This window comes from Myxococcus dinghuensis (assembly GCF_024198235.1).
Classification (GTDB): domain Bacteria; phylum Myxococcota; class Myxococcia; order Myxococcales; family Myxococcaceae; genus Myxococcus; species Myxococcus dinghuensis.
The window spans coordinates 681,117-702,187 of record NZ_JAKCFB010000001.1 but is presented as its reverse complement, the minus strand read 5'-3'; the positions used below and the strand labels follow the sequence as shown (position 1 = coordinate 702,187).

The 21,071-nt window shown below is 72.3% G+C and carries 18 protein-coding genes; 14 read left to right on the top strand and 4 right to left on the bottom strand.

Going from position 1 to position 21,071, the window contains the following annotated elements; genetic code table 11:
- Together LZ198_RS02640 and LZ198_RS02635 are read right to left on the bottom strand one after the other, a co-directional pair.
- Window positions 1-1,481: serine/threonine-protein kinase (locus tag LZ198_RS02640; RefSeq protein ID WP_253970244.1), on the bottom strand; the 1,481-nt coding region annotated here is incomplete at its 3' end.
- Between the two features lie 204 nt (window positions 1,482-1,685).
- Complete coding sequence (locus tag LZ198_RS02635) at window positions 1,686-2,783, bottom strand: hypothetical protein (RefSeq protein WP_253970243.1); 1,098 nt, start codon at window positions 2,781-2,783, stop codon at window positions 1,686-1,688.
- Between the two features lie 150 nt (window positions 2,784-2,933).
- On the opposite strand from LZ198_RS02635, the gene LZ198_RS02630 reads away from it, so the two are divergent.
- From LZ198_RS02630 to LZ198_RS02620, 3 genes are read left to right on the top strand one after another with little or no spacing between them, the layout of a single operon-like run.
- A complete protein-coding gene (locus LZ198_RS02630; RefSeq protein WP_253970242.1) occupies window positions 2,934-3,752 on the top strand; it encodes a glycerophosphodiester phosphodiesterase in 819 nt (272 codons plus the stop codon).
- Between the two features lie 11 nt (window positions 3,753-3,763).
- The gene (locus LZ198_RS02625; RefSeq protein WP_253970241.1) at window positions 3,764-4,516 is read left to right on the top strand and encodes a deoxynucleoside kinase; all 753 of its coding nucleotides are present in this window, start codon (window positions 3,764-3,766) and stop codon (window positions 4,514-4,516) included.
- Window positions 4,517-4,574: 58 nt separating this feature from the next.
- Window positions 4,575-5,093: an acyl-CoA thioesterase gene (locus tag LZ198_RS02620; RefSeq protein WP_253970240.1), complete on the top strand. Its 519-nt coding sequence runs from the start codon at window positions 4,575-4,577 to the stop codon at window positions 5,091-5,093.
- A 112-nt stretch (window positions 5,094-5,205) separates the two neighbouring features.
- Here the strand turns inward: LZ198_RS02620 and LZ198_RS02615 are convergent, their stop codons facing one another.
- Complete coding sequence (locus LZ198_RS02615; RefSeq protein ID WP_253970239.1) at window positions 5,206-5,592, bottom strand: HesB/IscA family protein; 387 nt, start codon at window positions 5,590-5,592, stop codon at window positions 5,206-5,208.
- Between the two features lie 133 nt (window positions 5,593-5,725).
- On the opposite strand from LZ198_RS02615, the gene moeB reads away from it, so the two are divergent.
- The gene (moeB, locus tag LZ198_RS02610; RefSeq protein WP_253970238.1) at window positions 5,726-6,886 is read left to right on the top strand and encodes a molybdopterin-synthase adenylyltransferase MoeB; all 1,161 of its coding nucleotides are present in this window, start codon (window positions 5,726-5,728) and stop codon (window positions 6,884-6,886) included.
- Window positions 6,887-6,910: 24 nt separating this feature from the next.
- Entirely contained in the window at window positions 6,911-7,246 is a 336-nt protein-coding gene (locus tag LZ198_RS02605) for a rhodanese-like domain-containing protein (RefSeq protein WP_253970237.1), read from the top strand.
- Window positions 7,247-7,288: 42 nt separating this feature from the next.
- Here LZ198_RS02605 and LZ198_RS02600 read toward each other — a convergent pair whose 3' ends face one another.
- Window positions 7,289-9,601 carry a serine/threonine protein kinase gene (locus tag LZ198_RS02600; RefSeq protein ID WP_253970236.1) on the bottom strand — a complete coding sequence of 771 codons (2,313 nt, stop codon included), beginning with the start codon at window positions 9,599-9,601 and terminating at the stop codon, window positions 7,289-7,291.
- 205 nt (window positions 9,602-9,806) lie between these two features.
- Here LZ198_RS02600 and LZ198_RS02595 point away from each other — a divergent pair, with 205 nt between their 5' ends.
- The 9 genes from LZ198_RS02595 (at window position 9,807) to LZ198_RS02555 (ending at window position 21,062) form a co-directional block, all read left to right on the top strand.
- Complete coding sequence (locus tag LZ198_RS02595; protein ID WP_253970235.1) at window positions 9,807-10,394, top strand: hypothetical protein; 588 nt, start codon at window positions 9,807-9,809, stop codon at window positions 10,392-10,394.
- A 213-nt stretch (window positions 10,395-10,607) separates the two neighbouring features.
- Window positions 10,608-11,939 carry a hypothetical protein gene (locus LZ198_RS02590; protein ID WP_253970234.1) on the top strand — a complete coding sequence of 444 codons (1,332 nt, stop codon included), beginning with the start codon at window positions 10,608-10,610 and terminating at the stop codon, window positions 11,937-11,939.
- Window positions 11,940-11,956: 17 nt separating this feature from the next.
- Window positions 11,957-12,670, top strand: a complete 714-nt coding sequence (locus tag LZ198_RS02585; protein ID WP_253970233.1) for a VTC domain-containing protein — start codon at window positions 11,957-11,959, stop codon at window positions 12,668-12,670.
- A gap of 6 nt (window positions 12,671-12,676) precedes the next feature.
- A complete protein-coding gene (tmk, locus tag LZ198_RS02580) occupies window positions 12,677-14,389 on the top strand; it encodes a dTMP kinase (protein WP_253970232.1) in 1,713 nt (570 codons plus the stop codon).
- Between the two features lie 13 nt (window positions 14,390-14,402).
- On the top strand, window positions 14,403-15,107 hold the full coding sequence (locus LZ198_RS02575) for a DUF4956 domain-containing protein (RefSeq protein WP_253970231.1): 705 nt from the start codon (window positions 14,403-14,405) through the stop codon (window positions 15,105-15,107).
- Window positions 15,104-15,874: a hypothetical protein gene (locus tag LZ198_RS02570; protein WP_253970230.1), complete on the top strand. Its 771-nt coding sequence runs from the start codon at window positions 15,104-15,106 to the stop codon at window positions 15,872-15,874. The genes LZ198_RS02575 and LZ198_RS02570 overlap by 4 nt, the downstream gene beginning before the upstream one ends.
- Window positions 15,875-16,002: 128 nt before the next feature.
- Window positions 16,003-17,682: a metallophosphoesterase gene (locus LZ198_RS02565; RefSeq protein WP_253970229.1), complete on the top strand. Its 1,680-nt coding sequence runs from the start codon at window positions 16,003-16,005 to the stop codon at window positions 17,680-17,682.
- 141 nt (window positions 17,683-17,823) lie between these two features.
- The gene (locus LZ198_RS02560) at window positions 17,824-19,248 is read left to right on the top strand and encodes an RsmB/NOP family class I SAM-dependent RNA methyltransferase (protein ID WP_253970228.1); all 1,425 of its coding nucleotides are present in this window, start codon (window positions 17,824-17,826) and stop codon (window positions 19,246-19,248) included.
- A gap of 32 nt (window positions 19,249-19,280) precedes the next feature.
- Window positions 19,281-21,062, top strand: a complete 1,782-nt coding sequence (locus tag LZ198_RS02555) for a M61 family metallopeptidase (RefSeq protein ID WP_253970227.1) — start codon at window positions 19,281-19,283, stop codon at window positions 21,060-21,062.
- Window positions 21,063-21,071: the final 9 nt, after the last annotated feature.

Genomic DNA, 21,071 nt, shown 5'->3' with positions numbered 1-21,071 from the left:
GGCGGCGCGGTCCGGGGCGCCGGAGGGGGCTCCAGCGGCGCGGCCGTCCGAGGCCCCGGGGGCGGCTCGGGCAGCGGACCGGAGCGGCGCGGCGGCGCGGCGGGGGGCCGGAGGTTGCGCCCTCCGCGCTGGGGAATCGTGGACTCGCCGTCGCCGTAGTCCTCGTCGTCCACGTCCTCGCCGCCTTGCGAGGAGTGGACCGCGGGCGACGTGTGGATGGAGGTGGACAGCTCCGCGTCCAGCTCGTCGTCCGGCCCCTGGGCCGCGGGCAGGTCGCGGGGACGCGCCATCTGCGTGGCGGGCTCCGGCTCGTCGCGCCAGGCCGCCGCGGGCAGCGAGTCCGCGGAGGCGCGGCGCGGCGAGGGACGCGCGGTGAGGCCGGGCGAGGCCGCCGCGGGCTCCGCCATGGGCGTGGTGGAGGAGAGCGTGGGCGCGGTGGTGTCCAGCGGCGCGGGGCGCCGGGGAGGCTCGGGGGCGGCCTTGTTGCCCACCAGCGGCACCGTGGCGTCCTTGCGGCCCAGGCCCTTGGCCATGGGGATGTGGAGGATGGTGCGCTCCTCCTCCTCGCCCAGCAGCCGCGCGATGTACTCCGAGACGTCCAGGCTCTGCTTCACCTCGCCCGACTGGAGGAAGGCCTCCAGGTCCGCACGCACCGCCGAGGCGCGCGGGTAGCGCTGGGTCCGGTCCTTGGTGAGGCAGCGCATGATGATGCGCGACAGCCCCACCGGATAGTCCGCGCGCAGCAGGTGCGGCGGCTGCGGCTCCTCGAAGCGGATGGCGTAGAGGATGCCCTCCGTCGTGGGCTTGGCGAAGGGCTGCTTGCCGGTGGTGATTTCGTAAAGCATGGTCCCCAGCGCGAAGATGTCCGCGCGGTGGTCCAACCGCTCCTGCGACACCTGCTCCGGGGCCAGGTAGAGGAACTTGCCCTTGATGACGCCGGGCTTGCTGCGCTCCATGAACGCGCCGGCCTTGGCGATGCCGAAGTCCACCAGCTTGACGCGCCCGTCGTAGGCGATCATCACGTTCTGCGGACTGACGTCCCGGTGGATGAGCTCCAGCGGGCGCCCGTCCACGCCCCGGCTCTGGTGCGCGTAGTCGAGCCCCGCCGCCACGTGCGCGCAGATGCGGGCGGCGACACCACTGGGCACGCAGGCGCCGAACTTCAACTCCTCGGCCATCACGCGCCGCAGGTCCACGCCCTCCACGTACTCCATGGCGATGAAGATGTTGTCCCCCTCCTTCCCCAGCTCGTGCACCTGCACGATGTTGGGGTGGTGGAGCTGCGCGGCGATGCGCGCCTCGTCCAGGAACATCTGGACGAACTCGGGCTCCTCCGACAGGTAGGGGAGGATCCGCTTCAGGACGACCAGCTCCGGATCCGGCGGACGCTGTGCCAGGAACAGCTCCGCCATCCCACCCACGGCGAGCCGTTTGATCAACTGGTACTGTCCGAACGGAATGGCCGTCTGGGGGGAGTTCACGGAAGGGGCGCGGCGCCTGACACGGTGATGGGTTGGACTTTCCCGAGCTTACCTACAATCAATGGGTTGGGGGAGCCACCCTCCCCCATCGACGGCTAGAAGACACCCGACAGGGCCATTCCCCAAAAAAGAAACCGCCCCTCCCGAGATGGGCGAGGGGCGGTCTCGTGGGCGGATCCGCCCGGGGCGGGCGGAGGGCCGGGACTACGGCGCGGGGGGGGTGCCCGCGTCGAAGTCGAAGTCGCTGGCCATGTCGGCGCAGCTCATCGGGTACACCACGTAGGTGTACGGGTTCTCCGTGCCCGGGATGACGCCGTTGCCGTAGGCGCGGCACGTATAGACCTCCGTGCCGGCGTCGTTGACGATGACGCCGCCGTCGGTGCAGGGCAGGTTGGTGAAGGTCTCGTAGACACCGTGGATGCCGTTGGTGAACGTCACGGAGCCGCCGTCCTCGACCACCGTGCGCGCGTCGCAGGCCGCGAACGTCTTGTAGTTGCCGACGAGGATGCCGCCCTCGACCTCGAAGCCGAGGTACGTACCGGAGTCGGAGTCCTCCGGGCGGAACTTCATGGCGGTGGGCTTGGCGTCGACGATGGTGAGCGGGCCGGGGATGTGGACGCGCGCGCCGCCGAACTCCGGGTTGGCCTTGGCGTTGCCCTTGTCCGCGTTGCCGAAGCCCGCGGGGACGGCGTTGTCCGGCGGCGCCGTCGTGGTGCCCGTCTTGGTGATGACCAGGGAGCCGGTGATGGACGAGTCGCCGATCTGGTAGTTGCTCTTGATGACCGGGCGGTACGCGTCACGCGCGTGGGGCGCGTTGTCCGTCGCGTCCGACTTGAAGCGACGCAGCAGGCCCTGGATGGTGAGCACGTCACCGACGATGGGCTCGTAGTTGGTCGTCTTGTCGGTGTAGAACTTGTCGACGTAGATGCCCTCCTTCGGGAAGCAGGGGTTCACCACCCAGAAGCGGGCGATGAAGTCACCCTGGCCGCCGCGGGTGATCTGGCTCACCGCCGTCACCACCACGCCCTCCAGCGTCACCGCCAGGCCGCGCGTCTCGTTGGCGCGCAGGTTGCCGATGGGGCCCATGCCGTTCACGGGCGCGGGACAGGAGCCGCCGTCCGTGGTGCCACCGTCGGTCGTGCCGCCGTCCGTGGTGCCGCCGTCGTTGCACGCGCCGATACAGCCCGCGTCCTGCTGCCCCTGGGGCTCCTCATCGTCGTCACGACCGGAGCAGCCACCCACCGATACCACCACGGCGGTAGCGACCAACGCCGCGGCGCCAAGCGTCTTGCGCAGTTGCATGTCTCGTCTCTCCATTTCCTATCGCGGCGCACGGGGGTTGAAGTCGACGCCGGTCGGTCCGAGGATGGGAGGCCTTATACCGGCCGCTCGCGGGGGGCGGCAAGGAACCCTCCGCGACACTGGTGACACCTCTGTGAACTCGGGGAACCCATGCGCGGACAGCCCATTTTCCTCCAGGGACTCCGGCCCACACTGCATATCTCGCATCGTGGTGGCGCACTGCTCGCGCCGGAGAACACGCTCGACGCATTCCGTCAGGCAGTGGAGCGCTTCCACACGGACATGCTCGAGCTGGACGTCCACGTCACGCGCGACGGCGAGGTCGTCGTGGCGCACGACGCCACGTTGGAGCGCTGCACCAACGCACGGGGCGCGCTCGACGCGCTCACGCTCCCGGAGTTGCAGCGGCTCGACGCGGGGTATGGCTTCACGCCGGACGAGGGCCGCACGTTTCCATTCCGGGGCCGGGGCGTGCGCATCCCCACGCTGCGCGAAGTGCTGCGCGCCTTCCCGTCGCTGCGACTCAACGTGGAGCTCAAGCCGGACGTGGAGGGACAGGAGGACGTGCTCGCCCGCTTGCTGGAGACCGAGCAGGCGGTGGACCGGGTCTGCGTCGGCAGCGAGCAGGACGCGGTGGGCGAGCGGCTCGCGCGGCGGCTGCCCCGCGCCTGTCATTTCTACCCGCGCGACGCGCTGGCCGCGTTCGTCATCGCCCTGCGCGCGGGCGAGCCACCGCCGGAGGACGACCGCTTCCAGGTGCTCGACATGCCGCTGTACTTCGGCGAGGTGCGGCTGGTGGACGCGGACTTCCTGCGCGCGTGCGCGGCGCGCGACAAGTGGGTCAACGTCTGGACCGTGGATGACCCGGCGGAGATGGACCAGTTGCTCGCGGAAGGGGTCGGCGGCGTGATGACCGACCGGCCGGACCTCTTGAGGCAGCGAATGGACGCACTCGCCAAGCCGGGTTAAGCCCTGCTTCCATGCCTCGTACGACCTCGCGCCAGCGTCCGACACCGCCCGCGGCCACCGTTGCACCGCCTCCCCCCGCCGCGCCGCAGAAGGCCGTCGCGCCCGCGCGTCCGCGCAACGGGCTGAAGGTGAAGGCCCCCAAGGGGCGCCGGTTCGTGGCGCTCGCGGGCAACATCGGCGCGGGCAAGACGACGGCGGCGAAGATGCTCAGCCAGAGCTTCGGCTACGAGCTGTTCGACGAGCCCGTCATCGACAACCGCTTCCTCAAGGACTACTACGCGGACATGTCGCGCTGGTCCTTCACGCTCCAGCTCGAGTTCCTCATCCGCCGCGTGGAGCACCACGAGCTCATCCACTCGTACCGGCGCAGCTGCGTGCAGGACCGCACGCTCTACGAGGACCCCGAAATCTTCGCCAAGTACCTGCACGGCCTGGGGCACCTGACGAACGCGGAGCTGGACCTGTACTACGAGTACTTCCAGCGCCTGTCGCGCCACATCATCCGGCCCGACAAGGTCATCTGCTTCGAGGTCGGCAGCGTGGACGTACTGCTGGACCGCATCCGCACCCGCGGCCGTGAAGAGGAGAAGGGCATCCGCCCCCAGTTCCTGCGCGGCCTCAATGGCTACTACGCGTCCTTCCCCCTGGTACTGCAGGAGAAGTACGGCGTGGAGTGCCTGGTGATGGACGTCTCCCGGCAGGACATCCGGCGGGGCAAGGGGCGCGAGGAGTTCCTGGACCGCGTCTCCGCCTTCCTGGCATGAGTCACCGCGGGCCCGCCGCCCTCCCTTCCCTGGCGGCGCCCAGGATGGTGGGTGAGAGATGAGCGACCTGAGCCCCAAGCGCGCCAAGGACACGGAGGTGGTGATGACCCAGCTCATCCTGCCTCCGGACGCCAACAACCTGAACGCCGCGTTCGGTGGGAAGGTGATGGAGTGGATCGACATCTGCGGCGCGGTGGCCGCCCAGCGCCACTGCCGGCAGGTCGTCGTCACCGCGTCCATGGATGACCTGCACTTCCACGCGCCCATCAAGGTGGGCTGGGTGGCGCTCCTCCACTCACGCGTGCTGGCGGCCTTCCGCACCTCCATGGAGGTGGGCGTCACGGTGCACGCGGAGAACCCGCTCACCGGCGAGCGCACCCTCACCACCAGCGCGCTGATGACGTTCGTCGCCATCGACAAGGACGGCAAGCGCGTGCCGGTGCCGCCGCTCCTGACGGAGACGGAGGCGGAGGAGGAGGCCTTCAAGGAGGCGGAGGCCCGGCGCGCGCAGCGGCTCGCGCGCCAGAAGGAGAACCAGTCCTGGCTGAAGGTGATGAAGCCCATCGCCGGGGCCTGAGGACCCGCGCGGCGCCAGGGCCTGGAACGACACGAGCCGGAGGCGGACCTGGGTCCCCGCTCCGGCTCGTAGGGGACCGAGTGGCCCCGCGTGACTCACGCCACGGCGCGAATCAGGTCGTGAACGACGTGCCGCAGCCGCAGGAGGACTTCGCGTTCGGGTTGTTGAACTTGAAGCCGGAGCCGGTGATGGCGGAGACGTAGTCGATCTCCGTGCCGCCCAGGTACTGGCTGCTCATGCCGTCGGTGGCGATCTTCACGCCGTCCTGCTCCCAGACGGTGTCGCCGGCCTTGGACTCCTTGACCAGGTTCAGGTCGTAGCCCAGGCCGCTGCAGCCGGCCGGCACGACGCGGATGGAGAAGAAGTAGCCCTCGAAGCCCTGGGCCTTGATGACCTCCTTCACCTGCCGCACGGCGGCCTCCGTCAGGAGCACGGGCGCCTGCGAGGCAGCCTGGGGAGCCGGGGCGGGAGCGGGGGTCGTCGTGGTCGTCGTATCCATGTGCGGAAAATCTCCTCTCGAACCGGGCTTTATAACGCCCGACCCCTGAAAATCCATGGGCCCGGCCCCCCGGTCGCCGTGAAGTGCCCATTCCTCCCGGTCCCCCTCCACCTCCCGGGTTATACCCCGCCCCATGGCCCCCACCTTCCGAGAGCTGCTCGCCGGAGTGAAGCAGGAGATCCGCGAAATCACCGTGGATGAGGTGAAGCGGCTGCTGGACGGGCGGGCGCCGGTGAAGCTCGTCGACGTGCGGGAGGCGGACGAGTACGCGGGGGGGCGGCTGCCCGGCGCCGTCCACATCCCCCGGGGCTACCTGGAGCTGCGCATCGAGGAGCGTGCGGGGCGGGACGAGGAGCTCGTCGTCTACTGCGCGGGCGGCACGCGGTCGGCGCTGGCGGTGAGGACGCTGAAGGAGCTGGGCTACACGCGGGTGGCGTCGCTGGCGGGTGGCTACAACCGCTGGAGCGACGCGGCGCTGCCGGTGGAGAAGCCCTTCGTGCTCACGGCCGAACAGAAGGAGCGCTACCGCCGCCACCTCATCCTCCCGGAGGTGGGCGAGGAGGGCCAGGCGAAGCTCTTGAAGGCGCGCGTGCTGGTGATGGGCGCGGGGGGACTGGGCTCGCCCGCCGCGCTGTACCTGGCCGCCGCGGGCGTGGGCACGCTGGGCATCGTCGATTCGGACGTGGTGGAGTTGAGCAACCTCCAGCGTCAGGTGCTGCACACCCAGGAGCGCCAGGGCCAGCCCAAGGTGGTGAGCGCCCGGGCGGCCCTCGAGGCGCTCAACCCCGACGTGAAGGTGGTGCCCTTCCAGGAGCGGCTGACGTCGCACAACGTGCTGCGGGTGCTGGAGGGCTTCGACCTGGTGCTCGACGGCGGCGACAACTTCCCCACCCGCTACCTGCTCAACGACGCGTGTGTCATGCGGGGCCTGCCCAACGTGCACGGCTCCGTCTTCCGCTTCGAGGGCCAGGTGACGACGTTCGCCCCGGGCCGCGGCCCCTGCTACCGCTGCCTCTACCCCGCGCCGCCGCCGCCGGAGCTGGCGCCCTCGTGCGCGGAGGCCGGCGTGCTGGGCGTGCTGCCCGGGCTCATCGGCCTGCTCCAGGCGAACGAGGCCCTCAAGCTCATCCTCGGCCAGGGCGAGCCGCTCGTCGGCCGGCTCCTCACCTTCGACGCGCTGGGCACCCGCTTCCAGGAGCTGAAGCTGCGCCGCGACGCGACCTGCCCCGTCTGCGCGCCCGGCGCGAAGGTGGAGCTCATCGACTACGAGCGCTTCTGCTCCACCGCCGCCTGACGCCCCGCGCGAGGAATCCGCCCCATGCCCATCCCCCAAATCACCCCCGCGCGCCTCGCGGAGCTGCTCGCCGGCCCGCCCGAGTCGCGCCCCGCCCTGCTCGACGTGCGCTTCCCGCAGGAGCACGACTTCGTCGCCCTGCCCGGCTCGCTCCTCATCCCGCTGCCGGACCTGTTCGACCACCCCGAGGAGCTGGAGGCCCTGCGCGGCCGGCCCGTCGTCGTCTACTGCCACCACGGGGTGCGCAGCCTGGACGGCGCCGCGTATCTGATGTCGCTGGGGCTGGAGGCCGTGTCGCTCCAGGGCGGCATCGACCGGTACTCGCTCGACGTGGACCCGGCGCTGCCCCGCTACTACTGACGCCGCGTGGGGGTGGGGCCCGGTGCGCGGGCCCGCGCGTCGTCAGCCGAGGAACGCCGACAGGTCCTCCATCTGCTTGGTGGGCTGGTTCGGCTTGATGTCGACCTCGAAGAAGACGGGCTCGCGCAGCGGCCCGCCGCTCAGCTCCAGCTTGTGGCGGCCCTCCATGAGGTCGATCTTCAGGCCCGACTTGCCGTGGACGCCCTGGTAGACGCCCACCTGCTGGCCGTTGCGGATCACGGAGATGCCGCGGACGCTCTCCGGCTTGAGCTGCAGGAGGAGCTGCCCGCGCCGGAACTCGTAGGTGAGCACCTTCGCCTGCCCCGGCTCACCGAAGGCCAGCGTGTCGGTGTCCTCCTTGTAGATGCCCTGCTGCTCGTTCTCCAGGATGAGCGTGTCCTGGAGGTGGGCGCCGGACACCAGCGTCATGGGCGTGAAGCCCAGCTCCGTGACGGGCTTCGAGCCGCCGCACCGCTCGGTGTGGCGCACGGAGACCTTCACCCGCTCGTTGGTGTTGACGGTGACGAGCACGCCCTGCCCGTCCGACGCCGTGGCGCTGAGCACCGCGAGCAGCGGCTTGTGGAAGATGGCGACCACGGCCAGCAGGCCGACGATGAACGCCACCGTGGCGACGTTGCGCGTGGCGATGGTGCGGCGCGCGCGCTGGCTGCTGGAGTCGATGGCCCGGTTGACGTCGTCCGCGGCGCGCGAGGCAGGGGTCGACGGCAGCGACGCGCGCGAGCGCGACGGCGCGGGTGGCATCTCCGCGCGGCTGGAGGTGCGGCGGCGCGGAGGCTCCGGCGCGGAGACCTGCGACTGCATCCCCGTGCGCCGGCGCGGCGGCGGCGAGGGCTCCGGCGGCGGCAGCATCGTCCGCTCGTCGTCCTCCTCGTCCCCCTCGTCTTCCATCCGCGTGCGCTCGTCCAGGTCGAGCGCGGCCGAGGAACGCCGCGGCGGCGGCGCGTCCACGTCGACGGCGAGCGCGGCGCGCGTCTGCGTGCGGCGTGGCGCGGCGGCCGGCGGGGGCTCCCCCGGGTTCGTGGTCGCGCTGCGGACATCCGAGCGGGAGCTGGTCCGGGCCACCTGGGTGGCGTTGGCGTTGCTGGGGCGCCGCAGCGCGTCCGCCGTCCCGCTCCGGCGGCGCTGGGGGGCGTCCATCGCGCCGGAGGGCGCGTCCCACTCGCCGGGCTCGTCCTCCACGACCGGAGCGCCACCGGTGCGGCGCGGCGCGGGCGCCGGGGCGCGGGAGGGCGCGGCGCGACCGCGCTCCTTCGGAGACGAGGACTCGCCCGGGGGCGCGTCCCAGCTCATGTCCGCCGCGGACGGGCGACCGCGGCCCCGCTCCTGCGGAGGCGGCGTGGGCGGCATGGGCGCGCCGGAGCTGGCGGAGTCCTCGCCCACCGGGACGACCTGTCCCTGGGCCTTCTCCTCGGACAGGCGGTCCGCGAAGAGCGTCTCCATCAGCTCGGAGATCTGGACGGAGCCGGCCACCCAGCGCTGGCCGACGAGGATCTCCTCCAGGGCCGTCTGGAACTGGCGCGCGTCCCGGTAGCGGTCGTCCGCGCTCTTGGCGACCGCGCGCATCACCACCGGGTCCATCTCCTCCGGCACGTCCGCCACCTGCGACGGCGGCTGGATGGCGCACTCCATGGCGGCCTGGAGGGTGGCGAGCTCCGAGTCGCGCTTGAGCGGGCGCACGCCCGTGAGCAGTTCGTAGAGGACCAGGCCGATGGCGAAGATGTCCGCGCGCCCGTCCAACGGCTTGCCGGCGGCCTGCTCCGGCGCCATGTACGCGAACTTGCCCTTGATGGCGCCCGACTTGGTCAGCGTCGCCTGGTCCGCCGCCTTGGCGATGCCGAAGTCCACCAGCTTCACGGAACCGTCGAAGCTGATGAGGATGTTCTGGGGCGAGATGTCGCGGTGCACCACGCGCAGCGGCCGGCCCGCGTCGTCCGTGCGGCTGTGGGCGTAGTGCAGGCCCTCGCACGCCGCGGCGACGATGCGGATGGCCAGCGGGCGGGCGATCCACTGCCCCGCGCTGGCCGCCTTGCGCATGACGCGGCCCAGGTCCTCGCCATGGATGAACTCCATGGCGATGTAGTAGGTCCCGTTGGCCTCGCCGAACTCGTAGACCTGCGCGATGTTCGGATGGTTGAAGCGCGCCGCGATCAGCGCCTCGTTCCGGAACATCTCCACGAATTCACGATCCTCCGCCAGATGCGGAAGGATGCGCTTCACCACGAGGTTCTTCTGGAACCCCTCGATGCCCATCTGACGCGCCAGCCACACCTCGGCCATGCCGCCGGTGGCGAGCTTCTTCAGGAGCTGATATTTCCCGAACGATTGAGGGTTCATCCCGGGACTCTGGCCGGGGGAGTTGGCACAGGTGGATTGCTACAGGGCACGGCATCTTAGGGGACAGCCGTCCCCATGGCAAAGGCGGTCGGAGTGGAAATTCGGGGGGGCGCTCATCGCCTGCCTGGTCGCGCTGCCCATCCTCGCCGCCCTTCCTCCCAGGAAGGATCAAATCCGCACGGAGAGGCGGGGTGACGTCCTCGAGTTGCGGTGGGCGGACGCCGAGGAGCGGCTGCAGGGTACGCTCTACCCCGCCCTGCCCCGGACGGGTCAGCCGGCGATGCTGTCGCTGCACGTCGGCGCCTTCGAGGGCGAGGAGTTCACCGGCCCCCTGACGCTCACCGTGCACCTGGAGGGCGCGCCCGACCAGTTGACCCGGACGCTGACCCGCGACGGGGTCAACTGGCACACCGAGCTCGTCCTCGAGGAGCCCGGCCTCTATGAGTTGGAGGTGCGCTACCAGGCCCGCCGGCTGAAGGTCGTCACCGGCCAGCTCACCGTCGCCGCCCAGCCCCTGCCGCCGTGGCTCGGTTGGGGGCTGGTGGTGGTCGGCGCCGGCGCGGTGCTCGCGCTCGGAGTGCGCGGCGCGGTGCGGCGCCTGCGTCCCGTGGAGCCCCCTCCCCGGGACGCACTCCCGTCCCAGGAGGTGGTGGCCCCCGCCGCGCCCGTGACGGGTGACGCCACGCCTTCCGGACCGGCGACTCCGGAGGCCGCCACCGCGGCGCCTGCGACAGGGAACACCGCCCCGGACGAGGCCCCCGCCCCACCGGCGGATGCCACGTCCAACCGGTAACTCCTTCCACCGCGCCGAAGACATTCGTACAGGCCCGGCTGGTCGCGCCGTGGAACTTTCGTTCCCTGTGACGAACCCGTCACGCCCCGGTCACGGCGATCCACCGGCCCTTCCCGCCCCATTCGTGTCCACCGGCGTCCGCCAGCCGACGTTCAGGGTTCGGGCACCGCAGTTGCACGAGGCCTCTTCCGGCGGCGACGGGGAGGCGGGGACATGGGCGGGTGGCGGTTGGATGAGGTGGGGAGGCGGGGTCTCCTCGTCGCGGTCCTCCTGAGCGGACCGGCGTTCGCGCGGCAATCCGCGGCGGGCGGGGGCACGTCCCCCGACTCCGTCGAGTGGCGCGGCGAGGACGACCTCTCCGGCGGCGTGGTGGATGGCGTGGAGGCCCCCGACAGCGGCCCCCCGGAGGGCGCCGAGCCCCTGGAGCCCGCCGTCGCGGCGCCCGGCGGACTGCCGGAAGAGGCGCTCGCGCAGGCGCTGCCGCCCCGCATCCCCCCGGGTGACGCGGCGGCGCCGGAGACGCCCTCCGTTGCGCCCCCGGGCGCGCAGCCTCCGCCCGAGCCCTCGAAGCAGGGCAAGAAGAAGAAGGCGAAGCCGGGGACGCAGCCGGAGGACTCGCTGGGCGAGGACAGCACCGCGCTCGACGACACGCCGCCGGAGGAGGTGCAGACGGTGCGCGTCTTCGGCCGCGTCTACGCGCGCGCCAGCGCCGACGAGCGCGCCGAGTACCAGCGCAATCTGAGCATCCCGTCCGCGCGCGTGGGCGTGGGCACGTCGCTGCCCAACCTCGAGGCCGAGGTGAGCGCGGACCTGGCGGACAAGTCCCTGCTCAAGGACGCCTTCGTGCGCCTGGCGGACGACAAGAAGCGCTTCCGCCTCTATGGCGGTCAGTTCAAGTCGCCCTTCCTCCAGCGCCGGCTGGAGGGCTCGTGGAACCTGCCCATCCAGGGACGTGGACTGGTGGACGACTACCTGACGGACGTCTACGAGCTGGGCGGTCGGCGGCTCGGGCTCATGGGGGAGGTGCGCCTCAAGGGACTGTGGGACGTGCGCGTGTCCGCGGGTGTCTTCCAGGGCGCCAAGGACGAGCTGGGCGTGCGCACGAAGGAGGACCTCGCCGGACGCATCAGCGTGTCTCCGCTGAAGAAGCGGCTGACGCTGGGCGTGAGCACCTATGTCGCGGAGGCCCTGGACCGCGCGCGGCGGCACGCGGTGGCCGCGGACGCGGAGCTGAGGCTGGGGGACCTCAGCCTCTCCGGAGAGGTCGTCACCGGACGGCTGCCCGTGGGCCCGTTCACCGCGCAGTTGATGCTCGCGAGCTGGCTCATCCCGGTGAGCGCGGCGTGGGCGCTGCAACCCGTGGTGGGCGCCGAGGGGCTCCAGCTCCGGGGCGACGTGGAGGGACGTGGCCACTCCGTCCTCGGGGGCCTCAACGTGCTCCTGGGCAACCGGTTCCGGGGCCAGTTCCAGGTGGAGCGCGCGCTGCGGCCGGGGGACGCGGCACCAGGACTCGAATACTCACTGCAACTCGCCACCCGCTTCTAAGAGTGGAGACACGCGGAATGCTGTCGTTCGCCGAGGGGGAAGTCACCAGGCTGCGGCGTGAGTTCAAGCTGGTGATGGAGGAGACAGAGGCGTTGGCGCTGTGCGCGCGGGTGTCCCGGGAGCTGGGCGGACACGCGCCCCAGCCCACGCGCATCGTGTCCGTGTACTTCGACCGGCCCGGCTGCCCGCTGGCGTTGCGCGCGCTGCGCTCGCCGGAGGATTGCCTCAAGGTCCGCACCAAGGAGTACCAACCAGACGTGGGCGCCGGGGGCGTGGAGCGCGTGGTGCTGGAGGTGAAGCGCGAGCGCCATGGCCTGACGCAGAAGCGGCGCGTCTGGGTGCCGCGCTCGGAGCTGGGGCGCGTGCTGCGGGGTGGCGCGCGGCTGCTGCCGCTCATCACGGGCGGCAGCCTGCTGCCCGTGCTCGCCGTGACGTACCAGCGGCATGTCTACCAGGCGTCACACGCGTGGCGGGTGACGGTGGACCGGGACATCGGCTACCACCAGATTGCCCCGGAGCTGGCGATGTCACAGCTTGCCCTGACGGCGGAGCGGCTGGGGCCGCCGTCGGCCGTGGAGCGGCGCGTGGTGGTGGAGGTGAAGCATCTGGGGCACGAGCTGCCCGACTGGCTCGCGTCGCTGCATCCGGGGGGCGCGCCGGCGTACAGCAAGTTCGCAGAGGGGATGACGAGGGTTCACGCCTTCGTCGTGGATGGGGTCGCGAGGGGATAGGGCACCGTGTTCATCGACTTCGAGGGAATTGACGGCAGCGGCAAGACGACGCTCTCCAACCTGCTCGCGGGGAGGTTGAAGAAGCTCGGCTACCGGGTGGCGCACGCGCGGGAGGGAGGCGAGCTGCAGGCGCCCACGGCGCGGAGGGTGCGGGAGCTGACGCGCGACGCGAGGCTCCTGGAGATGTCCGCGCGCACCGAGTTCTTCCTCAACCTGGCGCGGGACGCCCAGCAACTGGAGGAGGTGGTGGCGCCCGCGCTCGGGCGCGGCGAGGTGTGCATCACCGACCGCTATCTGTACTCGCAGCTCGCGCTCAGCGGCGGCGGGCGCGGCCTGCCCATGGACGAGCTGCGGCCGGCGGTCGAGCTCGCCGCGCAGGGGCTGTGGCCGGACCTGGTCATCCTGGTGGACGTGGACCCGGACCTCGCGCGCTGGCGCAAGCGCCTGGGCAAGGCCCAGGGAGGGCGCGCGTCGGACGGAGACAGCCGCAAGGGGCTCGTGGGCGCGGGGCTCGCGGTCCGCGTGCGCCAGGCCTTCCTGGAGCTGGCGCGCCAGGACCCGCGCCGGTGGATCATCCTGGAGAACGACGACGTGCCGCTGCGCGTGCTGGAGCAGCGCCTGGTGGACGCCGTGCTGGCGCGACTGGAGGGGCGCGAGACGCCCGTGCAGCGCATCGCGCCCCTGCCCGTGGCGCCGCCGACGGGCCCCGCCTGCGTGGAGGACGTGGAGAAGCGCTTCCTCGAGGCGCTCGACACCGTGGAGGCGCGCGAGCCCGCCCTGGCGGCGTGGATGCTCGGTGGCCTCCCCGGGCTCGCCGCGCACCAGCGCCGGCTGGGGCTCGTGGAGTTCTACCCCGGCCTCGTCGCGCGCGGGCTGTCCGACCTGGACGACGCGCCGGCCTGGACGCTGCGCGAGGTGCTCGCGCCGCGGGCCCCCGCCCAGGTGGCCCAGGGGCTGGGGAGCATCTCCGGCCCGCGGGCGATGATGATGCGCGAGCGGCTGTACACACAGGTCCCCGCGGAGGTGCTCACGGGCCTTCGCCGCGACGACTCGCCCCAGGCGTGGGCCCTGCGCGAGCGCGGCGTGAAGGACGGGAAGCTGGCGGAGGTGCTGCCAGGCCTGGGAGGCCTCGACGGCGACGAGGCCTGGCTCCTGCGCGAGGCGGGCATGCAGCGCGGGCTGTACTCCGCGGTGGCCCGCAGCCTGGGGGGGCTCGACTCCGAGCGCGCGGACGCCCTGCGCGAGGTGCTGCTGCCGCAGGATCGGCTCGCGGTGCTGCGCAGCACCACGGGGCTCGACACGCCGGTGGCGCGCGGGCTGCGCGAGGCGTTGGAGGACAAGGCCCTGAAGCTGGTGTTGCGTTCGCTCTGCGGGCTCGTCACCGACGAGGCCTGGGGCCTGCGCGAGCGCGGCGCGCCCCTCACGAAGGAGGCGCTGGACTCCCTGGACGGGCTGGACGATCCGCGGGCGTGGAAGCTGCGCGTGGCGCACGCCGGGCGGTGGCCGGCCACGGCGCTGTCCTCCCTGCGAGGGCTGCCCCTGGGCCCCGAGGCGCGGGCGCTCATCACGCGCGTGCTGGAGGCACATCCACGGCGGCTGTCCGTCCTGCGCAACGCGTACGGCGTCATCGCCACCGCGCGCGCGCTCGCCGCGCATCCGCCCTCCGCCCGCGCCAGCCGCGGGGTGACGGAGTCCTCCGCGCAGCAGGTGGAACGCTAGGAGCCCCCAGGCCATGGATGCCTCGTTTCCGGGACTGCTGGAGAGCGCCAAGGAGGAGCTGGGCGCGCTGTCCATCACGGTGATGCTGCCGCGCATGCTCGCGGCGGCGCTCATCGGCACGGTGTTGTCGCTGCGGCCCTGGCGGCTCGTCATGCGCCGACCGCTGCCGAAGTCGGACATGATCCAGGCGCAGGTGCTGCTGTGCGCCGCGGCGGCGGTCATCACGGCCGTCATCGGCGACAGCGTGGCCAAGGCGTTCGGCCTGGTGGGCCTGGGCGGCTTCGTGCGCTTCCGCTCCGGGCTGAAGGACCCGCGCGACGCGGCCATCCTCTTCCTGATGATCGGCCTGGGCATGGCGTGCGGGCACGGCAGCCTGGGGCTCGCCGCCGTGGGCTCGCTGTTCGTGGCGAGCCTGCTGTTCGTGCTCGACCTGTTCAACCGGGAGCCCGCGCCCGCGCCGAGGCAGCGGCTGCTCGTCTCCGCGCAGGCGGACGACCTGGTGGGCGCGGAGCAGTCGCTCCGCACGGCGCTGGGCGAGCGGAACGTGCTGGTGAAGAGCTGCGCGCTCGACTTCGACGGGCGGCGGCTGGAGTTGGAAGTGGAGGAACCGGTGCCCGGCTCGCTCACGGCGGCGCTGGGCCGGGCGGAGGGCACGCCCCTGCGGGGGCTGCGATGGACGGCGGTGAGCCCCAAGGGGCCTCGGGAGGAGCTGACATGACGCGCAGGTGGAGGGCCGCGCTCGCGGCCGGGTGGATGCTGGTGGGGTGCGGCGGCAGCAGTCTTCCGGCCACGGGCGGCCCGGGGACGGGCACCCCGCCGGACGGGAACGTGGGCCTGCCGCCCACGGGGACGGACGAGCCGGACACGCAGGGCGGCTCGCTCTGGCCGCTGACGGCAGGCTCCGTCTGGGTCTACGACATCCTGGACCCCGTCCATGGCGCGTTCCAGAAGCAGGTGACCATGGAGGGAGAGAAGGAGGTGCCGGGGATGGCCGGGAGCCGCGGCATGCTCGTCCACAGCAGGCAGGACCGCGTGGCCACGGGCGTGCTCTACGAGGAGTACTCGTACCAGGCGGAGCTGCCCAACGGCCTCGTCGTGCGGCTGCGCGAGGAGGACCACCGCGACGGCGTGCTGGTGCGCACCACGACCTGGAACCCCGCCACCGTGAAGTCGCTGGCGCGCGCGCCCTCGGCGCTGCCCTGGTCCTACCAGAGCGCGGTGCAGGAGTTCACGGTCCTGGGCGACGGCTCCCAGGAGGACTCCGACCCGACGTATACGTGGCGCGTCGTGGAGATGGACGTCACCGTGCAGACCAAGGCCGGCACCTTCACCAACGCCATCAAGGTCCGCCGCGACAAGCTGAACGACGCGGGCGAGGTGAAGGACGGCAAGGAGCGCACGTACTGGCTGGTGCCCGGCGTGGGCAAGGTGCGCGAGGAGGGCGAGCGCACCGAGGAGCTCGTCCGCTACGACATCAAGAAGTGACGCCCGGCCGGGCACGCGCGGGGCGCGCGGGCGCTCGCTCCCGCGCCCGCCTCCGGCGGCACGGCAGGATGAACGTCGGAGAATGAACCGTTGGGCCTCCGTCCCGAAATGGCTCGGGAGGAGGCTCAATGCACCGAAAGAGACGCTTCACCCCACTGCCCCTGGCCCTGGGGCTGACGCTGCTGGCGGGCGTGGCATCCGCGGGTGTCCTCGCTCGCGACCCGTACCTCCAGAAGGTCGGCCCGGACACGGCCCTCGTGGCGTTCCGGCTGGCGTCCAGTTGCTCGCCCGAGGTGCGCTACGGGCAGGGCTCCGCCAGCCAGGTCGCCCGCTCGGAGAACACGGGGCGCAACCACGCGGTGGTCCTCACGGGGCTGAAGCCGGGCACCGAGTACACCTACGAGGTGAGCGCGTGCGGGTTGAAGACACCGGCCCGGACGTTCAAGACGGCCCCCGTCCCCGGCACGCGCAGCGTGCACTTCGCGGCGGTGGGGGACTTCGGCACGGGCGGCTCGGACCAGAAGGACGTGTCCGCGGACATGCTGAAGCGCAAGCCGGAGCTGTTCGTGGCGCTCGGCGACAACGCGTACCCGGACGGCACCGAGGCCGACTTCCAGGACCACCTGTTCGCCCCCATGGCGGAGCTCCTGTCGCAGGTGCCGCTGTTCGCCTCGCCCGGCAACCACGAGTACGTGACGAACCAGGGGCAGCCGTACCTGGACAACCTCTACATGCCCACCAACAACCCGGCGGGCTCGGAGCGCTACTACTCGTTCGACTGGGGCCACGTGCACTTCGTGTCGCTCGACTCGAACTGCGCCATCGGCCTGGCGTCGGCGGACCGGTGCTCGCTGGCGGCGCAGAAGGCGTGGGTGGAGGCGGACCTGGCGGGCACCACGCAGCCCTGGAAGATCGTCTTCTTCCACCACCCGCCCTGGTCGTCCGGCGAGCACGGCTCGCAGATGACGATGCGCAAGCAGTTCGGTCCCCTCTTCGAGAAGTACGGCGTGGACCTGGTGCTCACCGGGCATGACCACAACTACGAGCGCAGCAAGCCGATGAAGGGCGACGCCGTCTCGAACGCGGACGGCATCCCCTACCTCGTGGTGGGCGGCGGCGGCGCGGCGCTGCGCGGCTTCGCCACCAGCCGGCCGGACTGGAGCGCCATCCGCGACAACACCCAGCACGGCTTCCTGGACGTGGAGGTCGTCGACGGCGTGCTCACGGCGAAGCTCCTGACGACGTCCAACACCGTGCTGGACAGCCTCACCCTGCGCAAGGACCTGCCCCCGGTGGAGCAGCCGCCCCCGGCGGACGCGCTGTCCGTCACGGTGGAGGGTGAGCGCGGCGTGGCCCCGCACCGCGCCCTCTTCCGCGCCACCACGTCCCAGGACGTGCCGGTGACGTGGGACTTCGGCGACGGAGGCGCGGCCGAGGGCGCCACCGCGGAGCACGTCTACACGAAGGCGGGCCAGTACACGGTGACCGCCACGGCCACCTTCGGCTCCGTCCCCCGGACGGCCACCGCCCTCGTGACGGTGAGCGCGGACACGGGCTCCGGCAACGAGGGGGACGGCGGCACCACCCCGCCGACCACCACCCCGCCGCCGACCACCCCCCCGCCCACCACGACCGACCCCGACCCGCAGCAGCCGGGCACGTCCAACCCCGGCGTCATCGACTCCGGCGCGGACAATGGTGGGGGCGGCGGCGGCTGCGCGGCGACCCCGGCCACGGCGATGCTCCCCGCGGCGGGCCTCTTGCTGGCCGCCCTGCTCCGCCGCCGGCAGCGGGCGTCCCGCGACTGAGCGGGCCCCCACGGCCCCGTCGTTTCCATCCTGCTGGAACGGACCCGGGTACTCCCGGGGGACACTCACGTCCCCGGGATGCCCGGTTTCGTTTTCCCCGCTTGTCATCCCACCCCGGGAATGCAAAGGCCCCTTCCCGCCATGTCCGTGAAACACAAGCCCCGCCCGGCCTCGCGGCCGTCCTCGAAGAAGTCCCCCTCCTCCGCCGGGAAGAAGCCCGCGCCCTCCGAGCGCGAGCGCGCCCAGCGTCCGCTGCGGGAAGACCTGGTGCTCCAGGCGTGCCTGGAGGCATACGGGCTGGTGCGTCACGAGGGGCGCCTGTCGGACCGGGCGCTGGACTTCACCCTCCGACGCAAGGCCAACCTCTATTCGTCGGAGCGCCGCGCCGTCGCCGAGCGCGTCTATGCCCTGCTGCGCCGCCAGCGCACGGTGGACTTCCTGCTGTCCCGGGCGTCCCCGCGCTTCGACGCCCTGGACAAGACGCGCCAGGACGTGTTGCGCCTGGCCGCCTCGCGCGTGCTGCACGGCGAGCCCATGGCCGACGTGGCGAGGACCTCGTCCCTGCATCCCCAGGACGCCCAGGCCCTGAACAAGCTGCCCGAGGCCGCCGCCGCCCTGGAGGCCCTGCCCGAGCACAAGCGCTTCCCCATCGCCGCGTCGCTGCCGGACTTCCTCGCCGAGCACTTCCTGAAGCTGTACGGCGCGGACGCCCCGCGCGCCGCCGAGGCGATGAACGAGCGCGCCCCCCTCACCGTGCGCGCCAACCTGCTGAAGGAGGACCGCGACGCGCTGGCCCGCCGGCTCGCGGCCGAGGAGGTGGAGGCCACGCCCACGCCGCTGTCCCCCCTGGGCCTGCACCTGGAGACGCGCCTCAACGTCTTCGCGCTGGAGAGCTTCCGCGAGGGCTTCGTCGAAATCCAGGACGAGGGCAGCCAGTTGCTCGGCCTGCTCGTGGACGCGCCGCCCACCCGCGTCGTGGACGCGTGCGCGGGCGCGGGTGGCAAGACGCTCCAGTTGGCGGCGCAGATGAAGAACCGGGGCGACCTGCACGCGCTGGACGTGGACGAGCGCCGGCTGGACGACCTCAAGAAGCGCGCCCGCCGCGCGGGCGTGCACAACGTGCGGGCCCAGAAGATTCCCGCCGAGGGTGCGGAGGCCGAGACGGCCCTCGACGCGCTGCGCGGCAAGGCGGACCGCGTGCTGGTGGACGCGCCGTGCAGCGGCACCGGCACCTTCCGCCGCAAGCCCGACGCGCGCTACCGCCTCACGCCCGCGGACCTGGACATGCACGTGGCCCGGCAGAAGACGCTGCTCGAGCGCTTCTGCGCCCTGGTCAAGCCCGGCGGACGCCTCATCTACGGCACGTGCAGCGTGCTGCGCGAGGAGAACGAGGGCGTCATCGAGGACTTCCTCTCGCGGCACCCGGACTTCAGCGTGCGGCCGGTGGCGGAGCTGCTGGGCGCGGAGCTGGGCGGCAAGGTGGGCCCCGGCCCCTACCTGCGGCTGGCGCCGCACACGCACGGCACGGATGGCTTCTTCGGCGCCGTCCTGGTCCGGGCGAAGTAGCCTCCCGTCGCGGAGAGGAGAAAGGCCCGGCCATGTCCCACACCGTCCGTTACCGCGTCTCGATGCCCCGGCCCCACACGCACCTGGTGGAGGTGGAGGCCACCTTCCCCGGCGGCCCCGCGTCCCTCGAGGCGCGGATGCCGGTCTGGACGCCGGGCAGCTACCTGGTGCGCGAGTTCGCCCGCCACGTCCAGGACGTGACGGCGCGCGCGGGTGACGGGACGCCCCTGACGGCGCGGCGGGTGGACAAGCGGACGTGGCGGGTGGACGGCGCCGCCGGGCGGGACGTGACGCTCACCTACCGCGTCTACGCCAACGAGCTGACGGTGCGCACCAGCCACCTGGACGCGTCGCACGCGTACCTCAACGGCGCCACCGTCTTCCTCTACACGGAGGAGACGCGCGGCCTGGAGCACCACGTCGCGGTGGAGGAGCCCGCCGGGTGGCGGACGTCGTGCGCGCTGGAGTGGCGCGACGGCGCCTTCGTCGCCCCGGACTACGACACGCTGGTGGACAGCCCCTTCGAGGTCGGCCCCCACCGCCCGCTGACGTTCGTCGCCGCGGGCGTGCCGCACGAGGTCGTCGTGTGGGGGGACACGCTGGCGGACCCGGAGCGGCTGTGTGGCGCGCTCCAGCGCATCTGCGAGGCGCAGGCGAAGGTGTTCGGCGGGCTGCCCATGCCGCGCTACCTGTTCCTGCTGTACCTGACGGACAAGGGCCGCGGGGGACTGGAGCACCAGGCCAGCACCGCCCTGCTCTTCCCCCGCACCGCGGTGGCCTCCGGGCGTGGGTGGGAGGACCTGCTGACGCTGGCCGCGCACGAGTACTTCCACCTGTGGATGGTGAAGCGGGTGAAGCCCCGGGCGCTGGTGCCCTTCGACTACTCGCAGGAGAACTACACCACGCTCCTGTGGGCCTTCGAGGGCACCACGGCCTACTACGACAACCTCTTCGTGCGCCGCGCCGGGCTGATGTCCGCGCAGCGCTACCTCACCCGCCTGGGGGAGACGCTCACCACGCTGCACTCCACGCCGGGGCGCCGCGTGCAGACGCTGCTGGAGTCGTCGCTGGTGAGCTGGGTGAAGCACTACCGCCCCGACGAGAACTCCCCCAACAGCGCCATCTCCTACTACCTCAAGGGCGAGGTGATGTCGGCGCTGCTGGACCTGGAGCTCCGCCGCGCCACCGGCGACGCGCGCGGGCTGGACGACGTGCTGCGGCTGCTGTGGCAGCGCCACGGCGACGGCTCCGGCGTGCCCGAGGACGGCGTGGAGGCGGCGGCGAGCGAGGTCGCCGGCAAGGACCTGACGCCGTTCTTCGACCACGCGCTGCGCACCACCGAGGAGCTGGACTACTCCGTCTTCGCGCACGTGGGCCTCGAGGCCTGCTTCCGGCCCCGCGAGTCCGCCGGTGACAAGGGGGGAACGCCGCCGCCCAAGGGTCGGGCCGCGGACGCCAAGCCCCGGGGCTGGATGGGCATCACCTTGAAGGGGAACGCCACCGTGGCCACGGTGATGGACGGCTCCCCCGCGCAGGAGGCGGGCCTGTACGCCGAGGACGACGTGGTGGCGCTGGACGGGTGGAAGGTGGATGGCGCGTCGCTCCTGGCCCGGTGCGAGGAGAAGTGGCCGGGCGAGAGCGTGCGCGTCACGCTCTTCCGGCGGGACCGGCTGCTCGAGGTGCCGGTGACGCTGGGCGCCAAGCCCGCCGAGGCCGTCTGGCTGGCGCGCGTGGACAACCCCACCGACGCGCAGAAGGCCGCGTACCAGGCGTGGCTCGGCGCCCCCTGGGACGAGGCCCCCGGCGCGGCATAGGCTGGGCGG

Excerpts from the sequence above, each read along its gene's own strand:
- LZ198_RS02635 (WP_253970243.1), bottom strand. The coding sequence starts at position 2,783 with ATGCAACTGCGCAAGACGCTTGGCGCCGCGGCGTTGGTCGCTACCGCC.
- LZ198_RS02630 (WP_253970242.1), top strand. The coding sequence starts at position 2,934 with ATGCGCGGACAGCCCATTTTCCTCCAGGGACTCCGGCCCACACTGCAT.
- LZ198_RS02625 (WP_253970241.1), top strand. The coding sequence starts at position 3,764 with ATGCCTCGTACGACCTCGCGCCAGCGTCCGACACCGCCCGCGGCCACC.
- LZ198_RS02620 (WP_253970240.1), top strand. The coding sequence starts at position 4,575 with ATGAGCGACCTGAGCCCCAAGCGCGCCAAGGACACGGAGGTGGTGATG.
- LZ198_RS02615 (WP_253970239.1), bottom strand. The coding sequence starts at position 5,592 with ATGGATACGACGACCACGACGACCCCCGCTCCCGCCCCGGCTCCCCAG.
- moeB (WP_253970238.1), top strand. The coding sequence starts at position 5,726 with ATGGCCCCCACCTTCCGAGAGCTGCTCGCCGGAGTGAAGCAGGAGATC.
- LZ198_RS02605 (WP_253970237.1), top strand. The coding sequence starts at position 6,911 with ATGCCCATCCCCCAAATCACCCCCGCGCGCCTCGCGGAGCTGCTCGCC.
- LZ198_RS02600 (WP_253970236.1), bottom strand. The coding sequence starts at position 9,601 with ATGAACCCTCAATCGTTCGGGAAATATCAGCTCCTGAAGAAGCTCGCC.
- LZ198_RS02590 (WP_253970234.1), top strand. The coding sequence starts at position 10,608 with ATGGGCGGGTGGCGGTTGGATGAGGTGGGGAGGCGGGGTCTCCTCGTC.
- LZ198_RS02585 (WP_253970233.1), top strand. The coding sequence starts at position 11,957 with ATGCTGTCGTTCGCCGAGGGGGAAGTCACCAGGCTGCGGCGTGAGTTC.
- LZ198_RS02575 (WP_253970231.1), top strand. The coding sequence starts at position 14,403 with ATGGATGCCTCGTTTCCGGGACTGCTGGAGAGCGCCAAGGAGGAGCTG.
- LZ198_RS02570 (WP_253970230.1), top strand. The coding sequence starts at position 15,104 with ATGACGCGCAGGTGGAGGGCCGCGCTCGCGGCCGGGTGGATGCTGGTG.
- LZ198_RS02565 (WP_253970229.1), top strand. The coding sequence starts at position 16,003 with ATGCACCGAAAGAGACGCTTCACCCCACTGCCCCTGGCCCTGGGGCTG.
- LZ198_RS02560 (WP_253970228.1), top strand. The coding sequence starts at position 17,824 with ATGTCCGTGAAACACAAGCCCCGCCCGGCCTCGCGGCCGTCCTCGAAG.
- LZ198_RS02555 (WP_253970227.1), top strand. The coding sequence starts at position 19,281 with ATGTCCCACACCGTCCGTTACCGCGTCTCGATGCCCCGGCCCCACACG.